Genomic DNA, 21,756 nt, shown 5'->3' on the forward strand with positions numbered 1-21,756 from the left:
CGATATCGTGAAATCGTCCATCGTCATGTGCATCATTGCGGTGGGCGGGTGCGCACTCGCGTTGCCGGCTTCGGCGCAGGTCTACAAATGTGTCGATCCGAAGACTGGGGCCAAGACCTATTCCGACTCGGGCTGCGTCCGCAGCGCGCAGCGCACGACGATGGAGGCACTCCCGCCAGTCGTCACGCGTACGCCGCAGGCAACGCGGCCCGCACCGGTGCAGGACTGGCGTGCAGAAGACGCGCGTGCGGGCCTGCAGCCAGCTGCGGTCGAGCCGGTCGGCTCAATCGCGCCGCCGCAGGGTGACCCGAACTCGTACGAGTGCGAGCAGGCGAAAAGGAAACTGGCAGTGCGCCGAAGCCGCGTCACCAACTTCGCGTCCGATGCGAAGGAACCCGTCATCGATGTCAACCGCATCTGCGGTTACTTCATGAGTCCGAATCCCGTGCCGGGCCAGCTGACGCGCCAGGGTTCGCGCTGAACACCATGCTTTGCAGCCGCCGGTTGTCGTGACCGGCGGCTGCGCCGACGCCCGCGTGCGTCTCGGATTAAAATGGTGTTTTGGTATCGCAAGGAATAGAGAACGCAATGGCATACAAGACCATCGAATCGACGATCGGCAACACGCCGCTCGTGCAGCTGCAGCGCCTGCCGGGCGCCGAGAACGCGGCCCGCAACAACATCATCCTGGGCAAGCTCGAAGGCAATAACCCGGCCGGCTCCGTCAAGGACCGTGCGGCGATGTCGATGCTGCGCGGCGCCGAACTGCGCGGCCAGATCAAGCCGGGCGACACGCTGATCGAAGCGACCAGCGGCAACACCGGCATCGCGCTGGCAATGGCGGCGGCGATCCTCGGCTACAAGATGATTCTCCTGATGCCCGACAACCTGTCGATCGAACGCCGCCAGAGCATGGCCGCGTATGGCGCGCAGATCATCCTCACGCCCAAGTCCGGCGGCATGGAATACGCGCGCGACATGGCCGAGCAGATGCAGAAGGACGGCCAGGGCATCATCCTCGACCAGTTCGCCAATGACGACAATCCGCGCGCGCACTACGAGAGCACCGGCCCGGAAATCTGGCGTGACACCGAAGGGCGCGTCACGCACTTCGTCAGCGCCATGGGCACGACCGGCACCATCATGGGCGTATCGCGTTATCTGAAGGAACAGAACGACGCCGTGCGCATCATTGGCGCGCAGCCCGAAGAGGGTTCGTCGATTCCCGGCATCCGCAAGTGGCCTGAAGCCTACCTGCCGAAGATCTACGACAAGGCGCGCGTCGATCAGGTCGAAAGCGTGAGCCAGGCAGCGGCCGAGCAAATGGCGCGCCGCATGGCAGCCGAAGAGGGCATCTTCTGCGGCATCTCGGCCGCTGGCGCCTGCGATGTGGCGCTGCGCATCGCGCAGACCGTCGAGAACGCGACCATCGTGTTCATCGTTTGCGACCGGGGCGATCGCTACCTGTCCACGGGTGTGTTTCCCGCCTGAAGCGAAGTCGCGGTCAGCGTGCTTGCAACGTCGACCGCGCCCATAAAAAAGCCGCCCGTTGCACAGGCGGCTTTCAAATCAGTCCTTGGACTGCCTAGACCTTTCCATCGGCATAGCGCCAATTTCCTTCGGTCGTCCGCCAATGCGGCGGCTCATACGCCCGCGCGGGCGTATGCACTACTGGTGCCGGCCGTGCCGTACGGCGCTGGCCGGTTCAATCCTGGCAAGACGACAAACACAGGCGCCCTGGAACGCCCGATGCTGGTCAGTCCTTCATTGCCGGAACTGCGCCTTCTTTTGGCTTGAACTGCTTGTCGCTGATGCGGAACTTCGCGCGGCGATCGCCCATCAGGTAGCGCAGGTCACGGATCGACAGGTCGCTCACTTCGTGCATGCGGATCAGCAGCGATGCGCCGACCGGCAGACGGTGGTGACGGATTTTCGAGATCACCGGCGGCGCCACTTCCAGCGCGCGAGACAGGGCTGCGTCGTTCTTCAGACGCAGGTTCTCGATCAACGTATCGAGCAGGCGGTTCGGGTTGTACTGAAGCAGCTCGTCGCCTTCTGAATCGCTGTTCATATCAATGCCGACTTGGTTAGTCATGATTCATATTCCTTAGGGGTTAGTGCGGAGTCATCAACATCTACTGCGTCGAGTCCGGTTTTTACTTTCGTAAATTTCTATTCAATTGTACAACTATTTCGATACCGATACTCATGAGCAAGCCGGAATCGTTTCTTTCGATTTGGTTATCGTTGTCTACTTGCAACAATAGCCGCAATGCAATTCTCTCATATAGTCACTTGAAACAACTATTGTTTTTTGATTAATCATTAGTGTACGGGCATCCAGCATTTGATGCCGCACAGTATGGGAATTGCTGACTAAATTGAAAGAAAATGGGGAGTATGACTAGATTCGTAATATATTTAGTACGAATAATGGCAACAAGCCTGCGCATACCCCTGGGGGGTATGCGAGTGGGTTCTGATCAGCAATATTGAAAGTTGGCGGGAAACTTGTTACAAAGGATTACAAAATTTCCCGCTCGGAAATGGAGCGTGTTGCCGCTTACTCCGGCCGGGCAGCCCGCACGGCGCGACCCAGATCCACGACAGACATCGCATAGAAATAACTGCGGTTGTATTTGGTGATGGCGTAGAAATTATCGTTCGCCACCCAGTACTCGGTCGGCTCGGCGCCGTTCTGCAGGTCGATCAAACCGTACAGTGTCTCTGCTGGCAGCGCCGTACCGGTCACGACGCCCGCCGTGCGCAGCGCCTCCGGGCGCAGTGTCGCTTCGAGACCAAGTTCGAGCAGCGGCTCCCAGGCGCGCGTCGGCGACACATCGGCGGCATACGCCACCGGGCCGCGATGTTCCGCGTTCCAGCCATGCTGGACCAGGAAGTTCGCCACGCTGCCAATCGCATCCACGCTGGAACCGCGCAGATCGACCCGGCCATCGTTGTCGAAGTCCACGCCATACTTAAGGATATTGCTCGGCATGAACTGCGGCATGCCGACCGCGCCCGCGAACGACCCCAGCAGCGAGAACGGGTCGTAGCCGCGTTCGCGCGCCAGAACCAGCGTGCTGGAAAGTTCGTCGCGGAAGAACGCCTGGCGCGCGGCCTGGTTCGGTGAATCCGGATAGGCGAACGCCAGCGTGGTCAGCGAGTCGAGTACGCGAAAGCGCCCCGTGTCGCGCCCGTAGATGGTTTCAATGCCGATGATGCCGACGATGATTTCTGCCGGCACGCCATACGCTGCCTCGGCGCGCTTGAGCGCTTCGGCGTTGGCTTCCCAGAAGCGCACGCCGGCGCGGATCCGGATCGGCTCGATGAAGCGGGCGCTGTAGGCTTGCCAGTTCTTCGGCTTGCCCGGCGGCGCCGGCTTGACCAGTTGCACGGCTGTATCGATGTAACGCACCTGGCCGAACAGCGTTTCGAGCGCCGTGCGTTCAAAGCCATGCTGCGCGACCATCCCGTCGATGAACTCGCGTACCGGTTGCCATTCCAGAAAGTTGACATGCTCGTTGGCGGCATCGACAACGCTGGCCACGGCAGCGCCGGCGGCAGCCATTGGGGCGGCCTTGGAAGACTTGGCCTTCGCAGGTTTTGCTTTCGATGCGGCTTTGGCTTTGGCAGCCTTGGCCTTGGTTTGCGCACTACGCGCCTGGGTATCCGAAGAAGGAGCGGCGAGCGCATCGCCGTGCGCGCTGGCGGCAAGCGCGAGCGCGGCGAACAGGGTAACAATTAATTTCATCTGACTTGCGACAATAGACTTTTCAAGGTGGCGTGGAGCCGGGGATCGGCTGCGGGCGCCGCATAGCGCCAGGCGCTGTAACGACGCAGGAAGGCGATGGCCGCCTCGCGGGCGGGAGGCGCCAGGGCCTGCGCGCCGGCGGCGGTAGCAGCAGCGGTAGCGAGGATGCGCGCCGCGTAGGCGCTCGGCCCTTCGTCTTGCGCGCGCGGCAGGCCGGCCTGGCCCAGACGCTTGCACAAGACCGAGTATAGAGCATCGATCGGGTCGATTTCGCGACGGCGCCGCAAAATTTTCATCCCCCACCAGGCCACCCCGGCCAGCACCAGCACGACGCCAAATGGCCAGGCCAGCAACTTGTCTTGCAAGCCTTGCACGACGCTGCGCTGGCGTTCCGGCGTGTAGTTCAGCACCCACTGGTTCCAGCCGTTGTTGAGCGCGCCCATCGCGTTGCGCATATCGGCCAGCCAGGCACCGGCTTCCAGACCGAACGGGTTCGCGCCGCGCAGTGCCTCGATACCGAACGGCGCCGGCCGCTCCGTGGCGCGGTTGGTACCGGTCCGGACCCGCTCCGGCGCCACCGCCGCCGTCGGATCGACGCGCAGCCAGCCGCGGCCCGCGATCCAGACTTCGGCCCAGGCATGGGCATCCGACTGGCGCACCGTCATGAAGCCGTCGATGGGATTGAGCTCGCCCCCCTGGTAGCCGGTCACCACGCGCGCTGGCACGCCGGCCGCGCGCATCAAAAACACGAACGCGCCCGAGTAATGTTCGCAAAAGCCCGAGCGCGTCCCGTACAGGAATTCGTCGACCGTATGGCGCCCGAGCAGCGGCGGGGCCAGCGTGTATTCGAATGGCTGCTCGCGGAACTGGCGCAGTACGGCGTCGACCCGCGCGGCCGGGTCGCCCAGCGCGCGCAAGGCCATGCCGGCAGCCAGGGCGCGCGGGTTGAAGCCATACGGCAGCAGCAGCCAGCGATTGGTGTCAGCGAGCACACGACCATTCTGCAGCGCATACTCGACGTGCGAGCTGGCGCGGTAGCGCACGCGGCTTGCCAGGGGCGCGTCGGCCGTCAGTTCGAACTGCGGCGAGATGCGCAGCTCGTGGCCCGGCACGACCGGCAGTTCGCCGGGCATCTCGAGCGCGAACACCCAGCGCGACTGCGACGGTTCGAGCGTGACTTCGTATTCCAGCCCTGGCCCGCCGACCGACAGGCGCAGGTTGCGGCCCGATGCGGTGTTGTCGCCACGGCGCCAGGTCAGGCCGTCGAAGGCGTCGAGCACCGGGCCGCGCCAGTACAACTGGGGCGGCAGCGGTGGACGGCCAAAGAAGCGCACGCGAAATGCCGGTTCTTCGGACAGCGCCAGGTTCGACATCTGGCCCGGCGCCATCTGGTCCGACAAGCCCGAGCTGCCGGCGCCGGGGCCGCCCGGCATGCTCCACAGCGGACCCTGGATGCGCGGGAACACGAAAAACAGCGCAATCGCAATCGGCGCGGCAAAGGCCAGCATGCGCGCGGCCATCGCCAGCCGCGTGCGCAGCGGCGGCACCGCGCCGGTGAACTGGAACGACAGTTGCGTGGCCAGCAGCAGAAGCACCGACGCGATCATCATGATGGCGGTGCCGATCCCCTGCGCGTAAAAGAAGTTGGTGAGCACCAGGAAGAAGCACAGGAACACCACGACGAACAGGTCGCGCCGCGCATGCATCTCGAGCATCTTGAAGGCCACCAGCAGCACCAGCATCGCCACCCCGGCATCCTTGCCGAGCAGCGTGTCGTAGCTGAACTGCACGCCGACCATGGCGGCAATGGCAACCGGCAGCAGCACGATGGCCTTGGGCATGCGCTTGCCGCGCAGCGTGATCGCGGCGCGCCAGGCCAGCGTGGCCGCGCACAGCAGCGACACCCACCACGGCAGATGCAGCGCGTGTGGCGCCAGCACCAGCACCGCACTGGCCAGGAGCAGCAGCGTGTCGGCCTTGTCGCGTGACAGCGGGGTACGCAGGAATGTCATGCAGGGTCCTCGATGCCATACAAGGCCAGCGCGCGCAGGCACGCCGCCTGGTGCGCCGCGCCGCTGCCAGCATCGATGCGCACGACGCCCAGGTGGAAGGCGTAGGGCAGGGCGCGGCTTTCCGCTTCCAGCACCCAGCGCGTCAGGCGCGCCAGGCGCAGTTCGACGTCGAGGTCGCGTGGCAGGCGGTCGAAGTCGAGCACCAGTTCGTCGCCGCCACCGCCTTCGAAGTGTTTCGTCACCAGCTGGCCGCCGATGCTGGGGTCGAGCCGCGCGATCTGGCGCCAGGCCATCTGGCGCGGCGAGTCGCCCGCCTGGTAATTGCGTACGCCGGCAAAGTCGTCATGACCGGCCGTGCGCACGCTGTTGCCGCCGCCGCCCTGCAGCGGCAGGCCGGGCGCGCCGTCTTCGGGCCGCGGATAGACCAGCACTTGCGCGGCAGGCCGCCAGTAACTCCAGGCGACGAACAGGCCAAGGGGAAAGCGCGTCGACAGTTTCACGCGCCCCGGCGCCGCCCAACCGCGCGCGGTGGTTGGCAGCGTGAGGGTGACGGTGGCCTGCGTGCCGGCAGCGATGTCGGCAACATGGCGTGCCTCGGGCCAGTCGGCAAAGTCGGCCCGCACGGCGTAGCGCGCCAGGCGCGTGCGGTTGATGACCTGCAGCTCGAACTGCGCGACCTCGCCCGCAAACACGGGCGCCGTGCGGCCCTGCTGCAGGCGCAACTGCGCCAGATTGCGGTAGGTGGCGACCATGTCGACCAGAGCGCATGACAAGGCCAGGAAGGTCAGGCCGAAGCCCAGGCCCAGCGCGTAATTGACCGAGCCGACCAGCAGCACCGCCAGCAGCAGGACGAACCCCAGGCCCGCGCGCGACGGCACGATGAACACGCGACGCTGGCTGATGACCACCTCGCCCGCATCGAGTGCGCCGCCGCGCGGCAGCCATGTGCCGGTCGTGCGGCGCAACCAGCCCCGGAGCGCCAGCGCCATCAGACCGGGACCGCCTTTTGCAGTTGCAGCACCAGGTCGCGGCTGGCCAGTGCGGTGCCATGCGCGGCGCGCACAGGCCGCAGGCGGTGCGCGCAGACCGGCACCAGGACGGCCTGGATATCCTCGGGGATTACGTGGTCGCGCCCTTCGAGCGCGGCCCAGGCGCGTCCGGCCTGCAGCAACGCAATGGCCGCGCGTGGCGACAGGCCTTCGGCGAACATGCCGTTCTGGCGCGACGCCTGCGCCAGCGCCTGCACGTACGTGATCAGGGCGCCGGACGCGTGGATCGTGCGCAGCTGATGCCGGGCCGCGGCCAGTTCGGCGGCCTGCATTGCGGGCTGCAGCGTCTTGAGCATCGCGCGCCGGTCTTCGCCCATCAGCAGCGCGCGTTCGGCGGCGGCATCCGGGTAGCCCAGCGTCAGGCACATCAAAAAGCGGTCGAGCTGCGACTCGGGCAGCGGGAACACGCCGACCTGGTTGGCCGGGTTTTGCGTGGCGATGACGAAGAACGGTTCGGGCAGGGCGCGCGTGACGCCGTCGGCCGAGACCTGGTGTTCTTCCATCGCTTCGAGCAGGCCCGATTGGGTCTTGGGCGTGGCGCGGTTGATCTCGTCGGCCAGCAACACCTGCGTGAAGATCGGGCCCGGGTGGAACACGAACTCGTTCTTTTCGCGCTCGTAGATCGAAATGCCGGCCACGTCGGCCGGCAGCAGGTCGCTCGTGAACTGGACGCGGTTAAAGCGCAGGCCCAGCGAAATGGCCAGCGCGTGCGCCAGCGTGGTCTTGCCGACGCCCGGCAGGTCGTCGAGCAGCAGGTGGCCGCCGGCCAACAGGCAGGTCAGGGCCAGGCGCACTTGCTGGTCCTTGCCGACCACCACCTCGTTGACCTGGCGTGCGACGGCGTGCAATTTGTTAAACATGGTTGGCTTTACGTTATTCGGTACATGAAACAGGTCGGCGAACCTGGCGCGCATGCATGATTGACAAGGCGGCACAGCAGGGCTGTGGCCTGCCGTGGTAGATTAGCGCCATTGGCAATCTTCATACGTCGACAGCAACAGCCGTCCCAAGGGATTCTATGCGAGAACGGCGCGGCAAGGTGTGAATGGATGAGCACAGGCGGAGACCGAGCATCATGAGTACAGCGATTTACAGCCACCCCGACTGCCTGCGGCACGAGATGGGCGATTGGCACCCCGAGTCCCCGGCGCGCCTGCGGGCGATCGACGACCAGCTGATCCTGGCGCGCCTGGACGGGCTGATCGAGCAGCGCAGTGCGCCGCTGGCCGATACGGCCCAGATCCTGCGTAACCATACGGCGGGCGCGCTGGCGCTGGTGCGCGATCATGTGCCCACGACGCCGGGCGACTACTACCCGCTCGACGGTGACACGTCGCTCAATCAGTACAGCTACCAGGCGGCGCTGCGCGCAGCCGGCGCTGCGGTTGCGGCAACCGACGACGTGATTGCCGGCACGGTTACCAATGCCTTTTGCTCGGTACGCCCGCCGGGCCACCACGCCACGCCGACCGAGCCGATGGGCTTTTGCTTCTTTAATAACGTGGCCATCGCCGCGCGCCACGCGCTCGAGGCGCATGGCTTGGCGCGCGTGGCGATCATCGATTTCGATGTCCATCACGGCAACGGTACGGCCGACGCGTTCAAGGACGATCCGCGCGTACTGATGGCAAGCTTCTTCCAGCACCCGTTCTTTCCGTACACCGAGCCCGAACCGATTACCGCCACCTGCGTGAACGTGCCGGTCCCGGCGCGCTGCGAGGGCGACACCGTGCGCCAGCTGGTGCAGGAGCAGTGGCTGCCGGCGTTGCACGCGTTCAAGCCGCAGATGATTTTTGTCTCGGCCGGCTTCGACGGCCATCGCGACGACGACATGGGCGGCATCGGACTGGTCGAGGCGGACTATGCCTGGATCACGCGGCAGGTTGTGGCGGTGGCCAACGAATACGCCGGCGGGCGCATTGTCAGCTGTCTCGAAGGCGGCTACGAGTTGTCGTCGCTGGCGCGCAGCGTGGTGGCGCACCTGAAGGTGCTGGCCGATCTCGAATAGTTGGGGAACCGCGACGGCATTCTGCTCTCTAACGTAGCACCGGCACAAGCCGGGCAGCGAGGAGACCAGCATGAGCGAGGAGACCAGCATGAAACACCGCCGCATCCCGTACGCCCTCTACATCTTCTGCACCCTGTGCCTGCTGCTGGCCAGCACCGTGGCGGGCGCCACCAACTACACCCTCTGGATCAACGGCCGTAGCGGCGGCGGCGCACCCGGCAACTACGGCGATTTTCGCTACTGGGGCCCGGCCGCGACGCCTGCCGGCATCAACAAGCAGGCGGTCAACTGGGACGGGCGCAGCAGCATTGCGTCGCAAAGCGGCCGCTTGCGCGATGCGCTCGACTGCTTCTGCACGGGCCAGAACTGGTGCTATATCGCTGCCTACAGCGCGGGTGACCTGCTGCTTGGCTACACACTCGCCAATTACGGCGGCTCGACGCGCGCCGTGACGAACGCCAGCGCGAACGCCAACGGCGTATGCGGCGCCAGCGGCGGCATGCAGACCGGCTGGAACCTCAAATGGGTACGCGTCGCGGCCGGTGCAGCGGGCGGCTCCGAGCTGGCCAACGCCGGTGCCTGGACCACCTCCGAGCCGCTCGTGCAAGACCTCAAGACCAGCACCGCGCGCGCCATGTACAACCACAACGACACCCGCAACGTCTGGTCTGTTGCCGGGCCAGGACGACGAGGTCGTGGCGTACCACAGCAGCGGCGGCGTGGCCGGCAATGCGGGCCGTGCGCTGTGCAACCCGGGCGACTGGCTGTGCGACGACCTGCGCCTGGGCACCGCGCCCAACCAGGGCGGCAGCGTCAAATGGAGCTGGCATTCGGTCGTGTTCCGCGACGACGGTGAACGCTTCAACCACTATGGCGACAGCAACTGGGCCGGCATCATCGGGGTCATGCGTGCGGCAATGGTCGATACGGCCAACTAGGCTGTGGGTCTGGCTGGCGCTGTGCGTCGCCGCTGCGCTCGTGGTCGGGCTGGTCTGGCACGAGGACGATCCGGCGCCGCCACTTGCTGTATCGGCGCCACCGGCCGGCCTGCATTTTCTTGGCCCGGTGCCGGTCATGCGCTCTGCTGGCGAAGACCGTACCGCACGCCGCCGTCAGCTTGCCGAACAGGTTCGATTGACCGGGCACACCTATTGCAGCTACCTGCAGCAGACCCGCTATCCGCACACATCGCGCCCGGCCGCGCAGCATCCCGACCAGCTGTATCCGAACCAGCAGGTCAGCGAATCGAACCCGCTGCGGGTCGATGGCGGCGACAGCGACCCGGCCGTGCTGGTGCAGACCACGCAGTCGCGCGTCTACCTGGCGGCGGGTGAGACGGTGGCGTTTTCGCTGCGCGCCGTCGATGCGCAAGGCGTGGCGCTGCCGCTGGTGGTCACGCACGCGCTGGCCCAGGGCATGGTCGCGCCGGGAACGCGCGCCGCGCCGCGCGTGACGCTGGCGTTTGCGCAGGATGGCAACGACTGGCGCGCCACGTTCGCGCCGCAAGCGGGCGCGCTGGCGGCCTTTCACGGCACCATCCGCAGCGGGGTGCGCTTCAGCGTCAACGGGCGGTCGGGTGTGGTGTTGTTCGATGTGATCCACTCGCCCGAGCTGCCCGCCGTGTGGCACGGCGCGCCGCATGAAGCGATCGGCCCGGACGCGCTCGAGTTCACGCTGGCGCTCGATGTGCGCATCCCCGGCCGCTACGTGGTCAGCGGCCGCGTCGACGATGCGTTGGGGCGCCCGTTTGCGCTGGCGAGCTTCAACGAGCTGCTGGGGCAGGGGATGCAGGCGGTGGCCTTGCGTGTGCACGGCAAGCTGCTGCATGACGCCGACCCCGGGCCGGCATTGCCACTGGTGCTGCGCGATGTCGAAGGCTATCTGCTGCGCGAGAATGCCGATCCGGACCGGCTCTTGCTGGCGCGCCGCGAGGGCCCCGTGCTGGTCAGCCGCACGCTGTCGTTGGCGGGCGTGCCCGATCACGAATGGCAGAGCGAGGAACGCAGCCGCTACCTGGCCGAGTATGCGAAAGACCGCATGGCGGCGCGCGACCGGTTAGCGGCGTTCGATCCGGCGGCCACGTTGCCGCCGGCCGCGTGCAGCGCGCCGGGGCTGGTTTAGTAGGGCACCAGCGGCAGCTCGACCAGTGCGGACACCGCGATGGCGCAGCACAGCAAGCCGACGCCATACCAGCGTGCCATCGATCGTTTCAGTCTGTCCCGTGCGCGCATATGTCGTCTCCGCTGCGTCCCGCCACGATGCGTGGCCAAAGCCCAGTGTGCACGCCGAATATGTCAACAGTGTTGCAACGGCTCAACGTCGTGCAGAAGAGAAACGTCGGCTGTGGCGGGTTCGCGACGCCACGGCGCGCCACCAGCGTAAAATAGCACCTTGAACGAAAGATAAAGAAAGCAACAGCATGTCGATACAATGGTTCCCGGGCCACATGAACGCGGCCAAGAAGGAAGCGGCCGAGCAGATGGAGAACATCGATCTGGTGATCGAAGTCCTCGATGCACGCCTGCCCGAGGCGAGCTGCAACCCACTGGTGGACCAGCTGCGCAAGTTCCGCCAGCGTCCCAGCCTCAAGATCCTGAACAAGATCGACCTGGCCGATCCGGTCGCTACCGCCGCCTGGAAAGCCTATTACGATGCGCAGGATGGCGTCACGGCCTACCCGATGACGACCAAGAAGCCGGCCGACGTCGCCCGCATCCCCGATCTGGCCCTGTCGCTGGCGCCACACCGCGGCGTGCCGACCAAACCGCTGCGCATCATGATCATGGGCATCCCTAACGTCGGCAAATCGACGTTGATGAACGCGCTGCTGAAAAAACGCGTGGCCAAGGTGGGCGACGAGCCGGCCGTGACCAAGGTCCAGCAGCGCCTGTACCTGAACAAGAACGTGGTGCTGGTCGACACGCCCGGCATGCTGTGGCCAAAGATCGCCATGGCCACCGATGGCCTGATGCTGGCAGCCAGCCACGCCATCGGTACCAATGCGCTGGTTGAAGAAGAAGTGGCCGAATACCTGGGCGAACTGCTGCTGCAGCGCTACCCGCACCTGCTCACCGCGCGCTACGGCCTGAAGACCGAGGGCATGGATGGCGTGGGCGTGATCGAAGGCGTTGCAATGCGCCGTGGCTTCCGTGTGCGCGGTGGCGAGTACGACTACGAAAAGGCGGCGCACTCGCTGCTGCAGGATTATCGTCAGGGCGCCCTGGGCCGCATCAGCCTGGAAACGCCGGATTCGCGCGCTACCAGCCTGGCGCTGCACGCGGCCGAAGTGGCCGAGAAAGCCCGCCTGGCCGCCGAGAAGCTCGCTGCCAAGCTCGAAGAGCAGTCGCGCGGCAAGCGCGGCAGCTAACCTGCCAGGGCGGGTGCCGACACGGTATAATCGCGCCGTTTTGGTGCTCTCGTGCGCATTCCGGCGCGCGAAGTTAAACGGGAAACACGACAGGCCTGCGCCACGCGCGGTCCTGGAAGTGTGCTGCCCCCGCAACGGTCGACAAGCGCCGCGCTCGCACATCCTGCGCCGCGGCAGACAATCTCGATAACCACTGTCCGCACGACAGGAAGGTGAGGGCGTCCCGCTTGCCAGCCCGGATACCGGCCAGGACAGGTGGAAGCGCCACGCGCTTCCTTCGACGCCAGGCTGCGGGGACGCAGCGGGGCGCCCTTTACCGAGAACACATTCATCATGACTTTTGCAGCTCCCGCGCGCCGCGCGCCCCTCGCCGTGGCGTGCGCTCTCGCCGTTTCGACCTTCGCCACCCTCGCCACCGCGCAGGAAACGCTGGCGCCGGTCGTCGTCACCGCCGCCCGTTTCCCGGCCACCGCCACACCGATCGGCGCCACCGTGATCACGGCGGACCAGATCCGCACCTCCGGCGTGGCCGACGTGAATGCGGCGATCCGCAAGATCGGCGGCGTCTTCGGTCGCCAAAGCCTGGACGGCTCGCCCGACTTCAGCCTCGACCTGCGTGGTTTCGGTACCAACAGCGCGCAGAACGTGGTGGTGATGGTCGACGGCGTGCGCCTGAATGAAAACGAGCTGGCCAGCACGGTGCTGTCGAGCATTTCGATCGATACGGTCGAGCGCATCGAAATCACGCGCGGCGGCAGCAGCGTGCTGTACGGCGACGGCGCCACCGGCGGCGTGATCCAGATCTTCACCCGCCGTCCATCGGGCAGCGGCACGCGCGGTTCGCTGTTTGCCGAAGCCGGGCGCTTCGATGCCCGCGACCTGCGCGCCTCGATCGCGCACGGCGCCGGCCCCTGGTCGTTCGACGCCGCCGTGACCGATCGCCGCACCGACAACTACCGCGACAACAACCGGTACGAACAGACGAGCTTCAGCGGCGGCGTGCAATATGCATACGGCGCGAACGGTCGCGCTGGCCTGCGCTTCGAGAGCTCGCGTTCGGACGCGCGCTTTCCGGGTTCGCTGACCGACGCGCAATTCCAGTCGATCCCGACCCAGAGCAACACGCCGGACGACTTCGGCTCGCTCGACACCGACCGTGTCAGCGCCTTCGTCGAGCACCGCATCGGCGCCATCGAACTGGCAGCCGAACTGTCGCACCGCGAGCGCGATGTAAAGTCGACCTACAGCGGGTTTGGTTCGCGCTACGAGTCCGAGCAGACCCAGTTCTCGCCGCGCCTGCGCCATACGGCCACGCTTGGCGACAAGCGCAACGAATTTGTCACCGGTATCGATCTGACCCGCTGGGATCGCCAGGTGACGTCGAGTTTCTCGGCCGGCGACGCCAAACAGGAGTCCAGGGCGATCTACGTACGCGACGAACTGACCTGGAACGCGCCGCACAATGCGCGCCTGGCCGTCGGCGCGCGGCATGAACGTTTCGACAAGGAATACGCCGATCCGCTCGCGTTCACCGACCCGGAAGACACGGAGCAGTCAGTCAACGCGTTCACGCTTGAAGGCAGCTTTGACGTCGCGCCGGAAGTGGCCGTGTTCGCCAAGGCCGGCCGCAGCTACCGCATCGCCAATATCGACGAAAACTCGTACCGCGCGACGACGGGCGTGCTGGCGCCGCAAACGTCGCGCGACCTGGAACTGGGCGTTGCCTTCGGCAACGATGCGCGCAAGGCCACGGCGCGCGTGTTCCGTCACCGCCTGACCAACGAAATCTTCTTCGATCCGACGCTGGCCGGCGGCTTTGGCATCAACACCAATCTCGACCCGACCCGGCGCCAGGGCGTGGAATTCGAGGGTGATGCGCTGCTGGCGAACAACCTGCGCCTGACCGGGGCCTGGCAGTACGTGCAATCCGAGTTCCGTGATGGCCCGAACGCCGGCCGCGAAATGGTACTGGTACCGAAACACGTCGTGACGACGCGCCTGGCCTGGACGCCGGGCAATGGCCAGACCGCCGATGTGGGCGCGCAGTGGGTAGCCAGCCAGCGTTTTGGCGACGACTTCGCCAATAGCTGCAGCGCGCGCGTGCCGTCGTACACCACGGTCGACGCCCGCTATGCGCGCCGCTTCGGCCCATGGGAAGCGTCGGTATCGGGCCTGAACCTGCTCGATCGCCAGCATTACAGCTACGCGTTCAGCTGCCGCGCCGGGATTTATCCGAGCGATGGCCGTCAGCTGAAGGTGTCGCTGCGTTACGACTTCTGATCGGTCGTTTGTCGGGCGCGGTTGGCTGATGTATTTGCACCCATGTTTCAGCGGTAAGCAAATGCAATAAATCGCGCCCTGCAGACAGGGTAGGGGTAAAAAGTGGTAATCTCGCGATCGTTCGCTCAATCATATTTGTGGAAGGATGTTATGCGCACTCTGCGTTTTGCCCTCGTTGCTGCCGCCCTGGTTGCCGGTTTCGCCAATGCCTCGCCGACTGATCCACGCGTCGGTTCCGAATACACCGTGCTGGCCGCGCCGCAGCCGACCCAGACCGTTGGCAAGAAGGTCGAAGTCGTTGAATTCTTCGCCTACCACTGCGGCGCCTGCAATGCGTTCGAGCCGACGCTCAATGCATGGATCAAGAAGCAGGGTGACAACATCGTGATGCGCCGCATCCCGCTGCCGTTCCAGGGCCCAAGCGACCCTGAAGCCCGCCTGTTCCTGACGCTCGACGCCATGGGCAAGCTGGAGCAGTACCATGACCGCGTGTTCCGCGCCGTGCACGTCGAGCGCAAGCGCCTGATGAAGGATGAGGACATCATCGCCTGGGCAACCTCGAACGGCCTGGACAAGGCCAAGTTCATGGAAGCGTGGAACTCGTTCGGTGTGCAGACCAAGCTCAAGCGCCTGCCGGCTGTTGCCGAAGCGTACAAAGCCAGCAGCACGCCGACCGTCGTCATCGATGGTAAATACGTCGTGTCGCCGGCGACTGTGGCACAATCGAACAAGATCCAGGACATGGGGCAGCTGATGACGGCCACCGGCCAGGTCCTCGATGCACTGGTAACGAAAGCAGCCCAGACCAAATGACCAACGACGTCGAACGCGACATCCTCAAGATTTACGAAGGGTCACGGCCCAAAGAGGAAGAGCTGTTTGAGATCAGCCGCGTGAACCATCTCGCGTGGTCGCTGGTGGCGATCTTCGCCATGGCGACCATCTGGCTGAGCATCGCCCTGATCAATGCCGAGAATCAGCGCCATGCGCTGGCAACGAATCAATGTCCTGACCTTGTGTTCAAGGCGGGATTTGACAAGGCATGCCTGGTGACGGTGAGTTCGCGTGATCACTGGTGGGAACACCTCTGGTTCGGCGTGATGAATGTGCGGCCTGCTCCGCATAATGTGGGCAAATAAGCTGGGCAAGTAAGCTGGGCAAGTAAGGCAGGCAGTATCAGAACGGCGCCCCATGGGCGCCGTTCTGTCATTCCGCGGTCGAGACCGCATAAGCGCAGCGCCGCGCGCCATGCAACTGATGCTCGATGCGGATGACCTTCACGGTCGGGCCCAGCACGCGCGCGAACACGTCGAGCTCCGAGCGGCAAAAGTCTTGGCACATGCGTGCCGCGGCGCAGATCGGGCAGTGGTTCTCTATCAACAGCATGCTGCCATCGGGCTGTGGCTGCGCCTCGGCCATATACCCCTCTTCATCGCGCACGGCAGCCAGCGCTGCGACGCGCGCGTCCAGTGGCGCCGCAGCGCCGACTTCGTCGAGCCGGCTGCGGTACAGCGCTTCGCTCGTCTGCTCACGCGCGACAATCAGGCGTTCCATCGCTGCCGGTCCGAACAGCGTCTGCACCTGCCCGATCAAGTCCACCGTGAGTTCGGCATGACGATCCGGATAACGTGCCTGCCCGGCCTGGCTCAAGCCCCAGCGCCGCACCGGACGCCCGACCTTGCCCCCGCTGTCCTCATACTCGACCAGTCCCTTCTCAAACGCACTCTCCAGATGGCGGCGCACGCCCATCGAGGTCAGATCGAGCTGCGCAGCCAGTGTCTGGGCGGTCTGGGGACCGCGCATTTTCAGTTGCATCAGGATGCGTTCCGAGGTGTTCATGGCGTCTCCAGTTGCGGATGCGTACTGCGCATGCTCCAGCGCCGCAGCGCCACCGATGCCCAGGCTGCCAGCATGCCGCCGACGACCAGCACCAGCCGGGTGTCGATCAGCGTCAGCACGGCGCCCAACAGCGCCATCAGAATATTGGCCAGGCAAAAAATGGTCGACAGCAGCGCCATGACCGACCCCTGGCCGTGGGCCGCAAACTCGTCGGCCGCCCAGGTTTGCAGCGCCGTGTTGTAGAACGCGTGCGGCACCCCGAACAGGACGATCCCGGCAATACCGATCCACAGGTTACCGAAGCCCACGCACAGGATGGCGGTGGCACCCACAGCCGCGTACCAGGCAGCGCGCCGGCGGCCTTCCACCAGGCTGGCGTGGCCGGCGAACAGTGCGGCGGTCGTCATCAACGCGCACATGCCCATGTTCACGAGCGAAATCTGGCGCGCATCGTAGCCGCCCACATCGACCAGCCATAACGGGAAGTATTCGTACAGCGATGCGACGCCACAGCAATAGCCCAGGTGGACGATGAAGAGCGTGCGCAGCGGGCCGTGACGCAGCAGTGTCAGCGCATGGCGTTCCCGCGCTACCGTCCACCAGCGCAGGCCGTGCGTGGCGGGCGGCGTGGCGGGAATTGTCAGGAACACGCAGAGGGTACCCAGCAGCAGGGCGACAGCGGCGATACCGAACGGCACCTCGGCGCCCAGCGTCATCGTGAAGCCGCCCAGCAGCGGGCCGACCAGCCAGCCCAGGTTGAAGGAACCATTCAGCCACGACAGCGCGTGATTGCGCATCGGTCCCTTGATGCGCTCAATCACCAGGGCCCGCATCACGGCGCCATTGCCTTCGAGCAGGCCGGTGAAGAAGCGCGCTGCCAGGAACAGCAGATACGATTCCATGACCATCGCCACGGCCGTGAGCAAGTGGCCGATCGCCGCGCCGACGGTCGTCAGCAGCAGCGCGCGGCGGCGGCCGAAACCATCGGACAACGGCCCCAGCACGGCGCTGCCGAGCAGCAGGCCGAGAGGATTGATCATCAGGGCAATCCCCAACAGCAGCTTGGGCGGCAGACCGAGAAAGCTGTTGAGCCCATGGACGCTGCCATCGGCAAACAGCGGGGCGAGCATCGGATAGGGCAGCGAGGCGCCAACCGTCGACAGCAGGGCCAGGCCGCATAGAGTGAGGATGAGGAAACGCTGGTTCATGATGGCGCTGAAAGAATGTCAACGCGCCGAGCTTACGCCCGCCCGCAAAATAAGTAAACGAAACTGTTTATTTATTTGGGGGCTTGCGGTAATCGCACCACGAAGCGCGCGCCGCCAAGCGGCGAGGTGTCGATGCGCAGCGCGCCGCCATGCAACAGCACCGCCTTGTGCGCAATCGACAGGCCGAGACCGAAGCCGCCGGTGGCACGGTCGCGGCTGCGGTCGAGCCGGTAGAACGGCTCGAACACCTTGTCTCGCTCGCTTTCGGGAATGCCGGGACCGTCGTCGTCGACGGCAATTTCGATGGCTGTTGGACCCCGTGCGGCCGACAGCACGACCCGGCTGCCTGCATATTTCTGGGCGTTGCGCAGCAGGTTGCCGATGGCGCGCGCCAGCAGGCGAGCATCGGCCTCGATGGTGCCAAGACCGTCCTTGAACTCGCAGGTGATTTCCTGGGGCGACGGTGGCAGCGTGGCGCAGCAGTCGCGCAACAGCGCGTCGAGATCGACCGTGGAACCCTGCAACGTGCCGGCGCTGTCAAGCTTGCTCATGTCGAGCAGCTCTTTGACCAGGTCGTTCAGCTCGCGCACGTCGCCTTCCAGCGCGGCGATGCGGCGGCGCAGGTCCGGGTCGTCGGCGCGCGCGTCGAGCAATTCGAGGCCGAATTCGAGGCGCGCAATCGGTGTACGCAGTTCGTGCGAGACCGAATGCAGCAGGCTGCGCTGCGCCGCCATCAGGCCTTCGATGCGCCCGGCCATGTGGTTGATGCGTTCGGCCAGCGGATACACGATCTCGGAGCGGTGCAACTGCGCGCGCACCGACAGCTTGCCGGCGCCGAATTCGTCGGCCATGCGCGACAGCGATTGCAGCGCGCGCCAGTGCGAGCGCGACCACAACGCGATCGGCACCAGCAGGGCAAGGGCGACGATGACGAAGCGCAGCAGCTCCATCGTGAGTTCCTTGCCGATGTCGATCGGCAGGTTCTGCGCATGCAGCACGTCGTCGTCGCTGCCGATATAGCGCTCGCCCTGCAGGTCGACGCGCCGGTACAGGGCCCGCTCGCCGATGTCGAGGACGATGGCGCCCCCGTCGAGCGCCGCGCGCTGGCCGGCAGACAGCCGGGTGCGCACATCGGCCAGCGGCAGCAGGTCGTAGCGCACTGGCGAGACCTCGCGCACCTTGTTCAGGCGCGTGAGCCACTCGTCGCCGGACGCTTCGTCCACGTAATGCTCGATCAGGAAAATCTGACCCGCGGCCTGGCGCCGTGCAATGTCTTCCAGCGGGTCGCCAAACAGGCGGGCAAACGCGAAGTAGATGAGAAAGGTCGCAGCCGTGATCGACAGCATGACGAACACGAAGAACCGGAAAAATAACCGGTTCACGGTGCCATCCCGGGTGACTGTCGGTGACGAAATGCGGCCAAATGCATGGTTTCTCCTGAGCCGGCGATTGTACAGGGGCAAGGATGGAACGTTAAGCGTACTTGCCGGACGCCCCTGGCTGCCTTACAAATTGACGACAATTGGTGGACATCTGAAGGGTGATTCGCAGCACCGGCAGCGCTTACCATCTGTCTCATCATCAGGGTTTCCGTTTGCCCACTGATGCGCGAGTGTCAGTGGGTTTTTTTATTCGAGCCAGAGCGAAAGCATCTGCAGTGTCACCATGCGATGGGAGAGCGCAGCTTGCTCGACGTAAAATATCAGCACACGAACTCCCGGACCGCTATCACGATGAAACAGTTCTTCGCCCTGGCCCTCGCCGCTGCAAGCAGTGCAGCGAGCGCGCAGATGCCGGCCACCAATCCGATGCCCGATGGCAGCCACGACATGTATGCGGGGCTGGGCGCCGTGTCACGGGCGCGCTACGAGGGTGCGGAAAGCCGCAAGACGTCGGTCATGCCGGTGCTGCAGGTGCAATGGAGCAATGGCGTGTTTATCTCCGGCATGAGCGCCGGGATGCATTGGTCGAACGATCCCACCCTTGAATACGGCCCATTGGTATCGCTCCACGCCAGCCGCGACGCGTCCGGCTCGGGCGGCATCATCGATGGCGTCGGCGTGGCGACCATGCTGCCGCTGGCGGCGCGCGTGCGGCGCGACGATCCCGTCGTCGGCATGCCGGACGTGGATGCCCGCGTCGAAGGTGGCGCCTTCCTGAACTACTATCTGAGCCCGGCCTGGCGGCTCACCAGCAGCGTGTTGATCGGCTCGGGCAACGAGCATGACGGTGCCCGCATGGAACTGGGCGTCCAGCGCCTTGCCGTGGCCATTGCGCCGCAGCACACGGTCTCGTTTAATGCCGGCCTCACGCTGGTCAACCGCGACTACAACCGCAGCTACTTCGGCGTGAACGAGAACGAAGCCTGGAGCAGCGGCAACGCCGTGTATCGCCCCGGTGGCGGCCTGAAGGATGTGCGCGCTGGCGCACGCTGGAACTGGGCCCTTGGTCCATCGTGGATGCTCACGACCAATCTGCAAGCAACGCGCCTGATCGGCAGCGTTCGCCATAGCCCGCTCGTCGAGCGGCCGACCAACGTGACGGTTTCGACCGCCTTCGCTTACCGCTTCTGATGATGCAACGCGTACACCACATCGCCTGCGTGACCCTGCTGCTGACGGCAGGCGTTGCCGTCGCGCAGGCGCACGCCGGGGAATGGGTGAGCTATCGGGATGCGTACCGCGCGATGGTGGTATTCGACAAGTATGGCGGCCCCAAACACCTGCTGCACAATCAGCTGCAGGTGCGCCCGCGCATCCGGGGCATGCTGAACGACGACGCGAGCCTGCTGATCAAGGGCCGCACGCTGCAGACTACCCTGGCGCTCGATGCGCTGGGCCGTACGACGCTGCCGCTGCTCAAGGCTGCCTACGACGAGAATGCCGTGCTGGCACCCAGCCGGGCGCTGGGCGGCTTTACGGTGCGCCCGCGCATCTCGCTGGCGCTGCGCGCCGACGGTGCATATGACACAACCGAATTGCGCGCCGCCTGCGAGCAGGCGCTGGGCTTTGCCCGCCATGGCGACGCTTCGGCGCGCAGCCTGGCGTGTGTGGGCGTACGGCTGGTGTTTGCAAAGACAAGTCCCGCTGCCGGTGCCCGAGTGCGCACCGGTAGCACCGACACCGTCCTGCCGGTCACGCGTGCAGCCGCGTTTGCCGGCGACGTCGATGACGATTTCCCCGTCGTCACCTACCGCTTCGCCCCATCGGATGCAGCCCAGCTCGTCACATACAACGCGCCGCTGGCCATCGTGCCAGTGTTTGAATAAGCCAAAAGCCGGGGTCAGGTCTGACATTCGGACACGATCTCGACATTCGGGTAATTGGAACTAGTTGGCACCGCGCCATGCTAATACTGGTCAAGACACCATTGGACGTGTTTAAGGCTGAGGCCGTGTCTGAATGTCAGACCTGACCCCGGCTTCGCCGCTATTGGAACTGGCTAAGCCTGAGGCCGTGTCTGAATGTCAGACCTGACCCCGGCTTTTTACGCGTCAATTCCAGGCCGATGGCGAGAACAGATAGCCTTCGCCCCAGACGGTCTTGATCTTTTCCGAATCGGCGTCGTCGAACTTGCGGCGCAGCTTGGAGATGCAGTTGTCGATACTGCGGTCGAGCCCGTCGAATTCGATGCCGCGCATCTTCTTGAGCAGGGCGTCGCGCGAGAGTACGCGGCCGGCTGCCTCGGCCAGCACCAGCAGCAATTTGTATTCGGTATTCGACAGGATGCACGGCTGGCCGCGCCAGACCACGCTGCGGTCGCTCGTGACGATGCGCAGCGCGCCAAATTGCAGGATGCGCGCATCGACGCCCGACTTGGCCTGGGCGCGCCGCATCAGGGCGCGCAGGCGCGCCAGCAGCACGCGCGGCTGGACCGGCTTGTTGACGAAGTCGTCAGCGCCTTGTTCCAGGCCCGAGACTTCATCGTAGGAGTCTTCGCGCGCGGTCAGGATCAGGATCGGGACGTCCGAGTGCTCGCGGATCTGGCGGCACACGACCATGCCATCCAGGCCCGGCAGCATCAGGTCGAGGATCACGACGTCGGGCGCCAGTTCCTTGAAGCGTTCAAGAGCGGTATCGCCGCGGGTGACGAGGTCAACCGCGAACTCGTAACTGGACAGGTATTCGGAGACGAGCTCGGCCAGGCGCGCATCGTCTTCCACCAACATTACACGGTGCATTCAGTTTCTCCTCGGTCGACCATTGTAGCGGGCAGGGCGGCGCAATGGCAGATCCTGCG

The 21,756-nt window shown here is 65.2% G+C and carries 20 protein-coding genes and 1 riboswitch; of the genes, 11 read left to right on the forward strand and 9 right to left on the reverse strand.

Features of this window, described 5'->3' with window-relative positions:
* Positions 1-7 precede the first annotated feature (7 nt).
* On the forward strand, positions 8-481 hold the full coding sequence (locus tag AC56LY_RS03455) for a DUF4124 domain-containing protein (protein ID WP_499576636.1): 474 nt from the start codon (positions 8-10) through the stop codon (positions 479-481).
* A 107-nt stretch (positions 482-588) separates the two neighbouring features.
* A complete protein-coding gene (gene cysM / locus AC56LY_RS03460) occupies positions 589-1,491 on the forward strand; it encodes a cysteine synthase CysM (RefSeq protein WP_499576637.1) in 903 nt (300 codons plus the stop codon).
* Between the two features lie 265 nt (positions 1,492-1,756).
* On the opposite strand, the gene AC56LY_RS03465 is transcribed toward cysM, so the two are convergent.
* From AC56LY_RS03465 to AC56LY_RS03485, 5 genes are all read right to left on the reverse strand, one after another.
* Positions 1,757-2,095, reverse strand: coding sequence for a hypothetical protein (locus AC56LY_RS03465; protein WP_183550106.1), 339 nt, complete (start codon positions 2,093-2,095; stop codon positions 1,757-1,759).
* A gap of 468 nt (positions 2,096-2,563) precedes the next feature.
* On the reverse strand, positions 2,564-3,754 hold the full coding sequence (gene mltB, locus AC56LY_RS03470; RefSeq protein WP_499576639.1) for a lytic murein transglycosylase B: 1,191 nt from the start codon (positions 3,752-3,754) through the stop codon (positions 2,564-2,566).
* The gene (locus AC56LY_RS03475) at positions 3,751-5,766 is read right to left on the reverse strand and encodes a transglutaminase TgpA family protein (protein ID WP_499576642.1); all 2,016 of its coding nucleotides are present in this window, start codon (positions 5,764-5,766) and stop codon (positions 3,751-3,753) included. Before AC56LY_RS03475 ends, mltB begins: the two co-directional genes overlap by 4 nt.
* The gene (locus AC56LY_RS03480; protein WP_499576645.1) at positions 5,763-6,755 is read right to left on the reverse strand and encodes a DUF58 domain-containing protein; all 993 of its coding nucleotides are present in this window, start codon (positions 6,753-6,755) and stop codon (positions 5,763-5,765) included. Before AC56LY_RS03480 ends, AC56LY_RS03475 begins: the two co-directional genes overlap by 4 nt.
* Positions 6,755-7,675 carry an AAA family ATPase gene (locus tag AC56LY_RS03485; protein WP_499576646.1) on the reverse strand — a complete coding sequence of 307 codons (921 nt, stop codon included), beginning with the start codon at positions 7,673-7,675 and terminating at the stop codon, positions 6,755-6,757. Before AC56LY_RS03485 ends, AC56LY_RS03480 begins: the two co-directional genes overlap by 1 nt.
* 215 nt (positions 7,676-7,890) lie before the next feature.
* Here AC56LY_RS03485 and AC56LY_RS03490 point away from each other — a divergent pair, with 215 nt between their 5' ends.
* The 7 genes from AC56LY_RS03490 (at position 7,891) to AC56LY_RS03520 (ending at position 15,609) form a co-directional block, all read left to right on the forward strand.
* The gene (locus tag AC56LY_RS03490; RefSeq protein WP_499576648.1) at positions 7,891-8,823 is read left to right on the forward strand and encodes a histone deacetylase family protein; all 933 of its coding nucleotides are present in this window, start codon (positions 7,891-7,893) and stop codon (positions 8,821-8,823) included.
* 88 nt (positions 8,824-8,911) lie between these two features.
* Positions 8,912-9,679 (forward strand): hypothetical protein, encoded by a 768-nt coding sequence (locus AC56LY_RS03495; RefSeq protein WP_499576649.1) that lies wholly within the window; start codon positions 8,912-8,914, stop codon positions 9,677-9,679.
* 53 nt (positions 9,680-9,732) lie between these two features.
* On the forward strand, positions 9,733-10,944 hold the full coding sequence (locus tag AC56LY_RS03500; protein WP_499576650.1) for a hypothetical protein: 1,212 nt from the start codon (positions 9,733-9,735) through the stop codon (positions 10,942-10,944).
* Between the two features lie 298 nt (positions 10,945-11,242).
* Positions 11,243-12,190 (forward strand): ribosome biogenesis GTPase YlqF, encoded by a 948-nt coding sequence (ylqF, locus tag AC56LY_RS03505; protein ID WP_499576652.1) that lies wholly within the window; start codon positions 11,243-11,245, stop codon positions 12,188-12,190.
* A 25-nt stretch (positions 12,191-12,215) separates the two neighbouring features.
* Positions 12,216-12,455: riboswitch (cobalamin riboswitch) on the forward strand.
* A 68-nt stretch (positions 12,456-12,523) separates the two neighbouring features.
* Positions 12,524-14,470: a TonB-dependent receptor gene (locus AC56LY_RS03510; RefSeq protein ID WP_499576653.1), complete on the forward strand. Its 1,947-nt coding sequence runs from the start codon at positions 12,524-12,526 to the stop codon at positions 14,468-14,470.
* A 150-nt stretch (positions 14,471-14,620) separates the two neighbouring features.
* The gene (locus AC56LY_RS03515) at positions 14,621-15,283 is read left to right on the forward strand and encodes a thiol:disulfide interchange protein DsbA/DsbL (protein ID WP_183550131.1); all 663 of its coding nucleotides are present in this window, start codon (positions 14,621-14,623) and stop codon (positions 15,281-15,283) included.
* The gene (locus tag AC56LY_RS03520) at positions 15,280-15,609 is read left to right on the forward strand and encodes a hypothetical protein (protein WP_499576655.1); all 330 of its coding nucleotides are present in this window, start codon (positions 15,280-15,282) and stop codon (positions 15,607-15,609) included. The genes AC56LY_RS03515 and AC56LY_RS03520 overlap by 4 nt, the downstream gene beginning before the upstream one ends.
* A 67-nt stretch (positions 15,610-15,676) precedes the next feature.
* On the opposite strand, the gene AC56LY_RS03525 is transcribed toward AC56LY_RS03520, so the two are convergent.
* From AC56LY_RS03525 to AC56LY_RS03535, 3 genes are all read right to left on the reverse strand, one after another.
* A complete protein-coding gene (locus AC56LY_RS03525) occupies positions 15,677-16,309 on the reverse strand; it encodes a helix-turn-helix transcriptional regulator (protein WP_499576657.1) in 633 nt (210 codons plus the stop codon).
* Entirely contained in the window at positions 16,306-17,517 is a 1,212-nt protein-coding gene (locus tag AC56LY_RS03530; protein ID WP_499576658.1) for an MFS transporter, read from the reverse strand. The genes AC56LY_RS03525 and AC56LY_RS03530 overlap by 4 nt, the downstream gene beginning before the upstream one ends.
* Positions 17,518-17,588: 71 nt before the next feature.
* On the reverse strand, positions 17,589-18,899 hold the full coding sequence (locus AC56LY_RS03535; RefSeq protein WP_499576659.1) for an ATP-binding protein: 1,311 nt from the start codon (positions 18,897-18,899) through the stop codon (positions 17,589-17,591).
* 351 nt (positions 18,900-19,250) lie between these two features.
* Between AC56LY_RS03535 and AC56LY_RS03540 the strand changes: the two genes are divergently transcribed.
* A complete protein-coding gene (locus AC56LY_RS03540; protein ID WP_499576661.1) occupies positions 19,251-20,090 on the forward strand; it encodes a MipA/OmpV family protein in 840 nt (279 codons plus the stop codon).
* Positions 20,090-20,785, forward strand: a complete 696-nt coding sequence (locus tag AC56LY_RS03545) for a hypothetical protein (protein ID WP_499576662.1) — start codon at positions 20,090-20,092, stop codon at positions 20,783-20,785. The genes AC56LY_RS03540 and AC56LY_RS03545 overlap by 1 nt, the downstream gene beginning before the upstream one ends.
* 225 nt (positions 20,786-21,010) lie before the next feature.
* Here AC56LY_RS03545 and AC56LY_RS03550 read toward each other — a convergent pair whose 3' ends face one another.
* A complete protein-coding gene (locus tag AC56LY_RS03550; protein WP_499576664.1) occupies positions 21,011-21,697 on the reverse strand; it encodes a response regulator in 687 nt (228 codons plus the stop codon).
* Between the last annotated feature and the right edge of the window lie 59 nt (positions 21,698-21,756).

The sequence above is a fragment of the Telluria sp. ZT3P25 genome, from assembly GCF_059685895.1.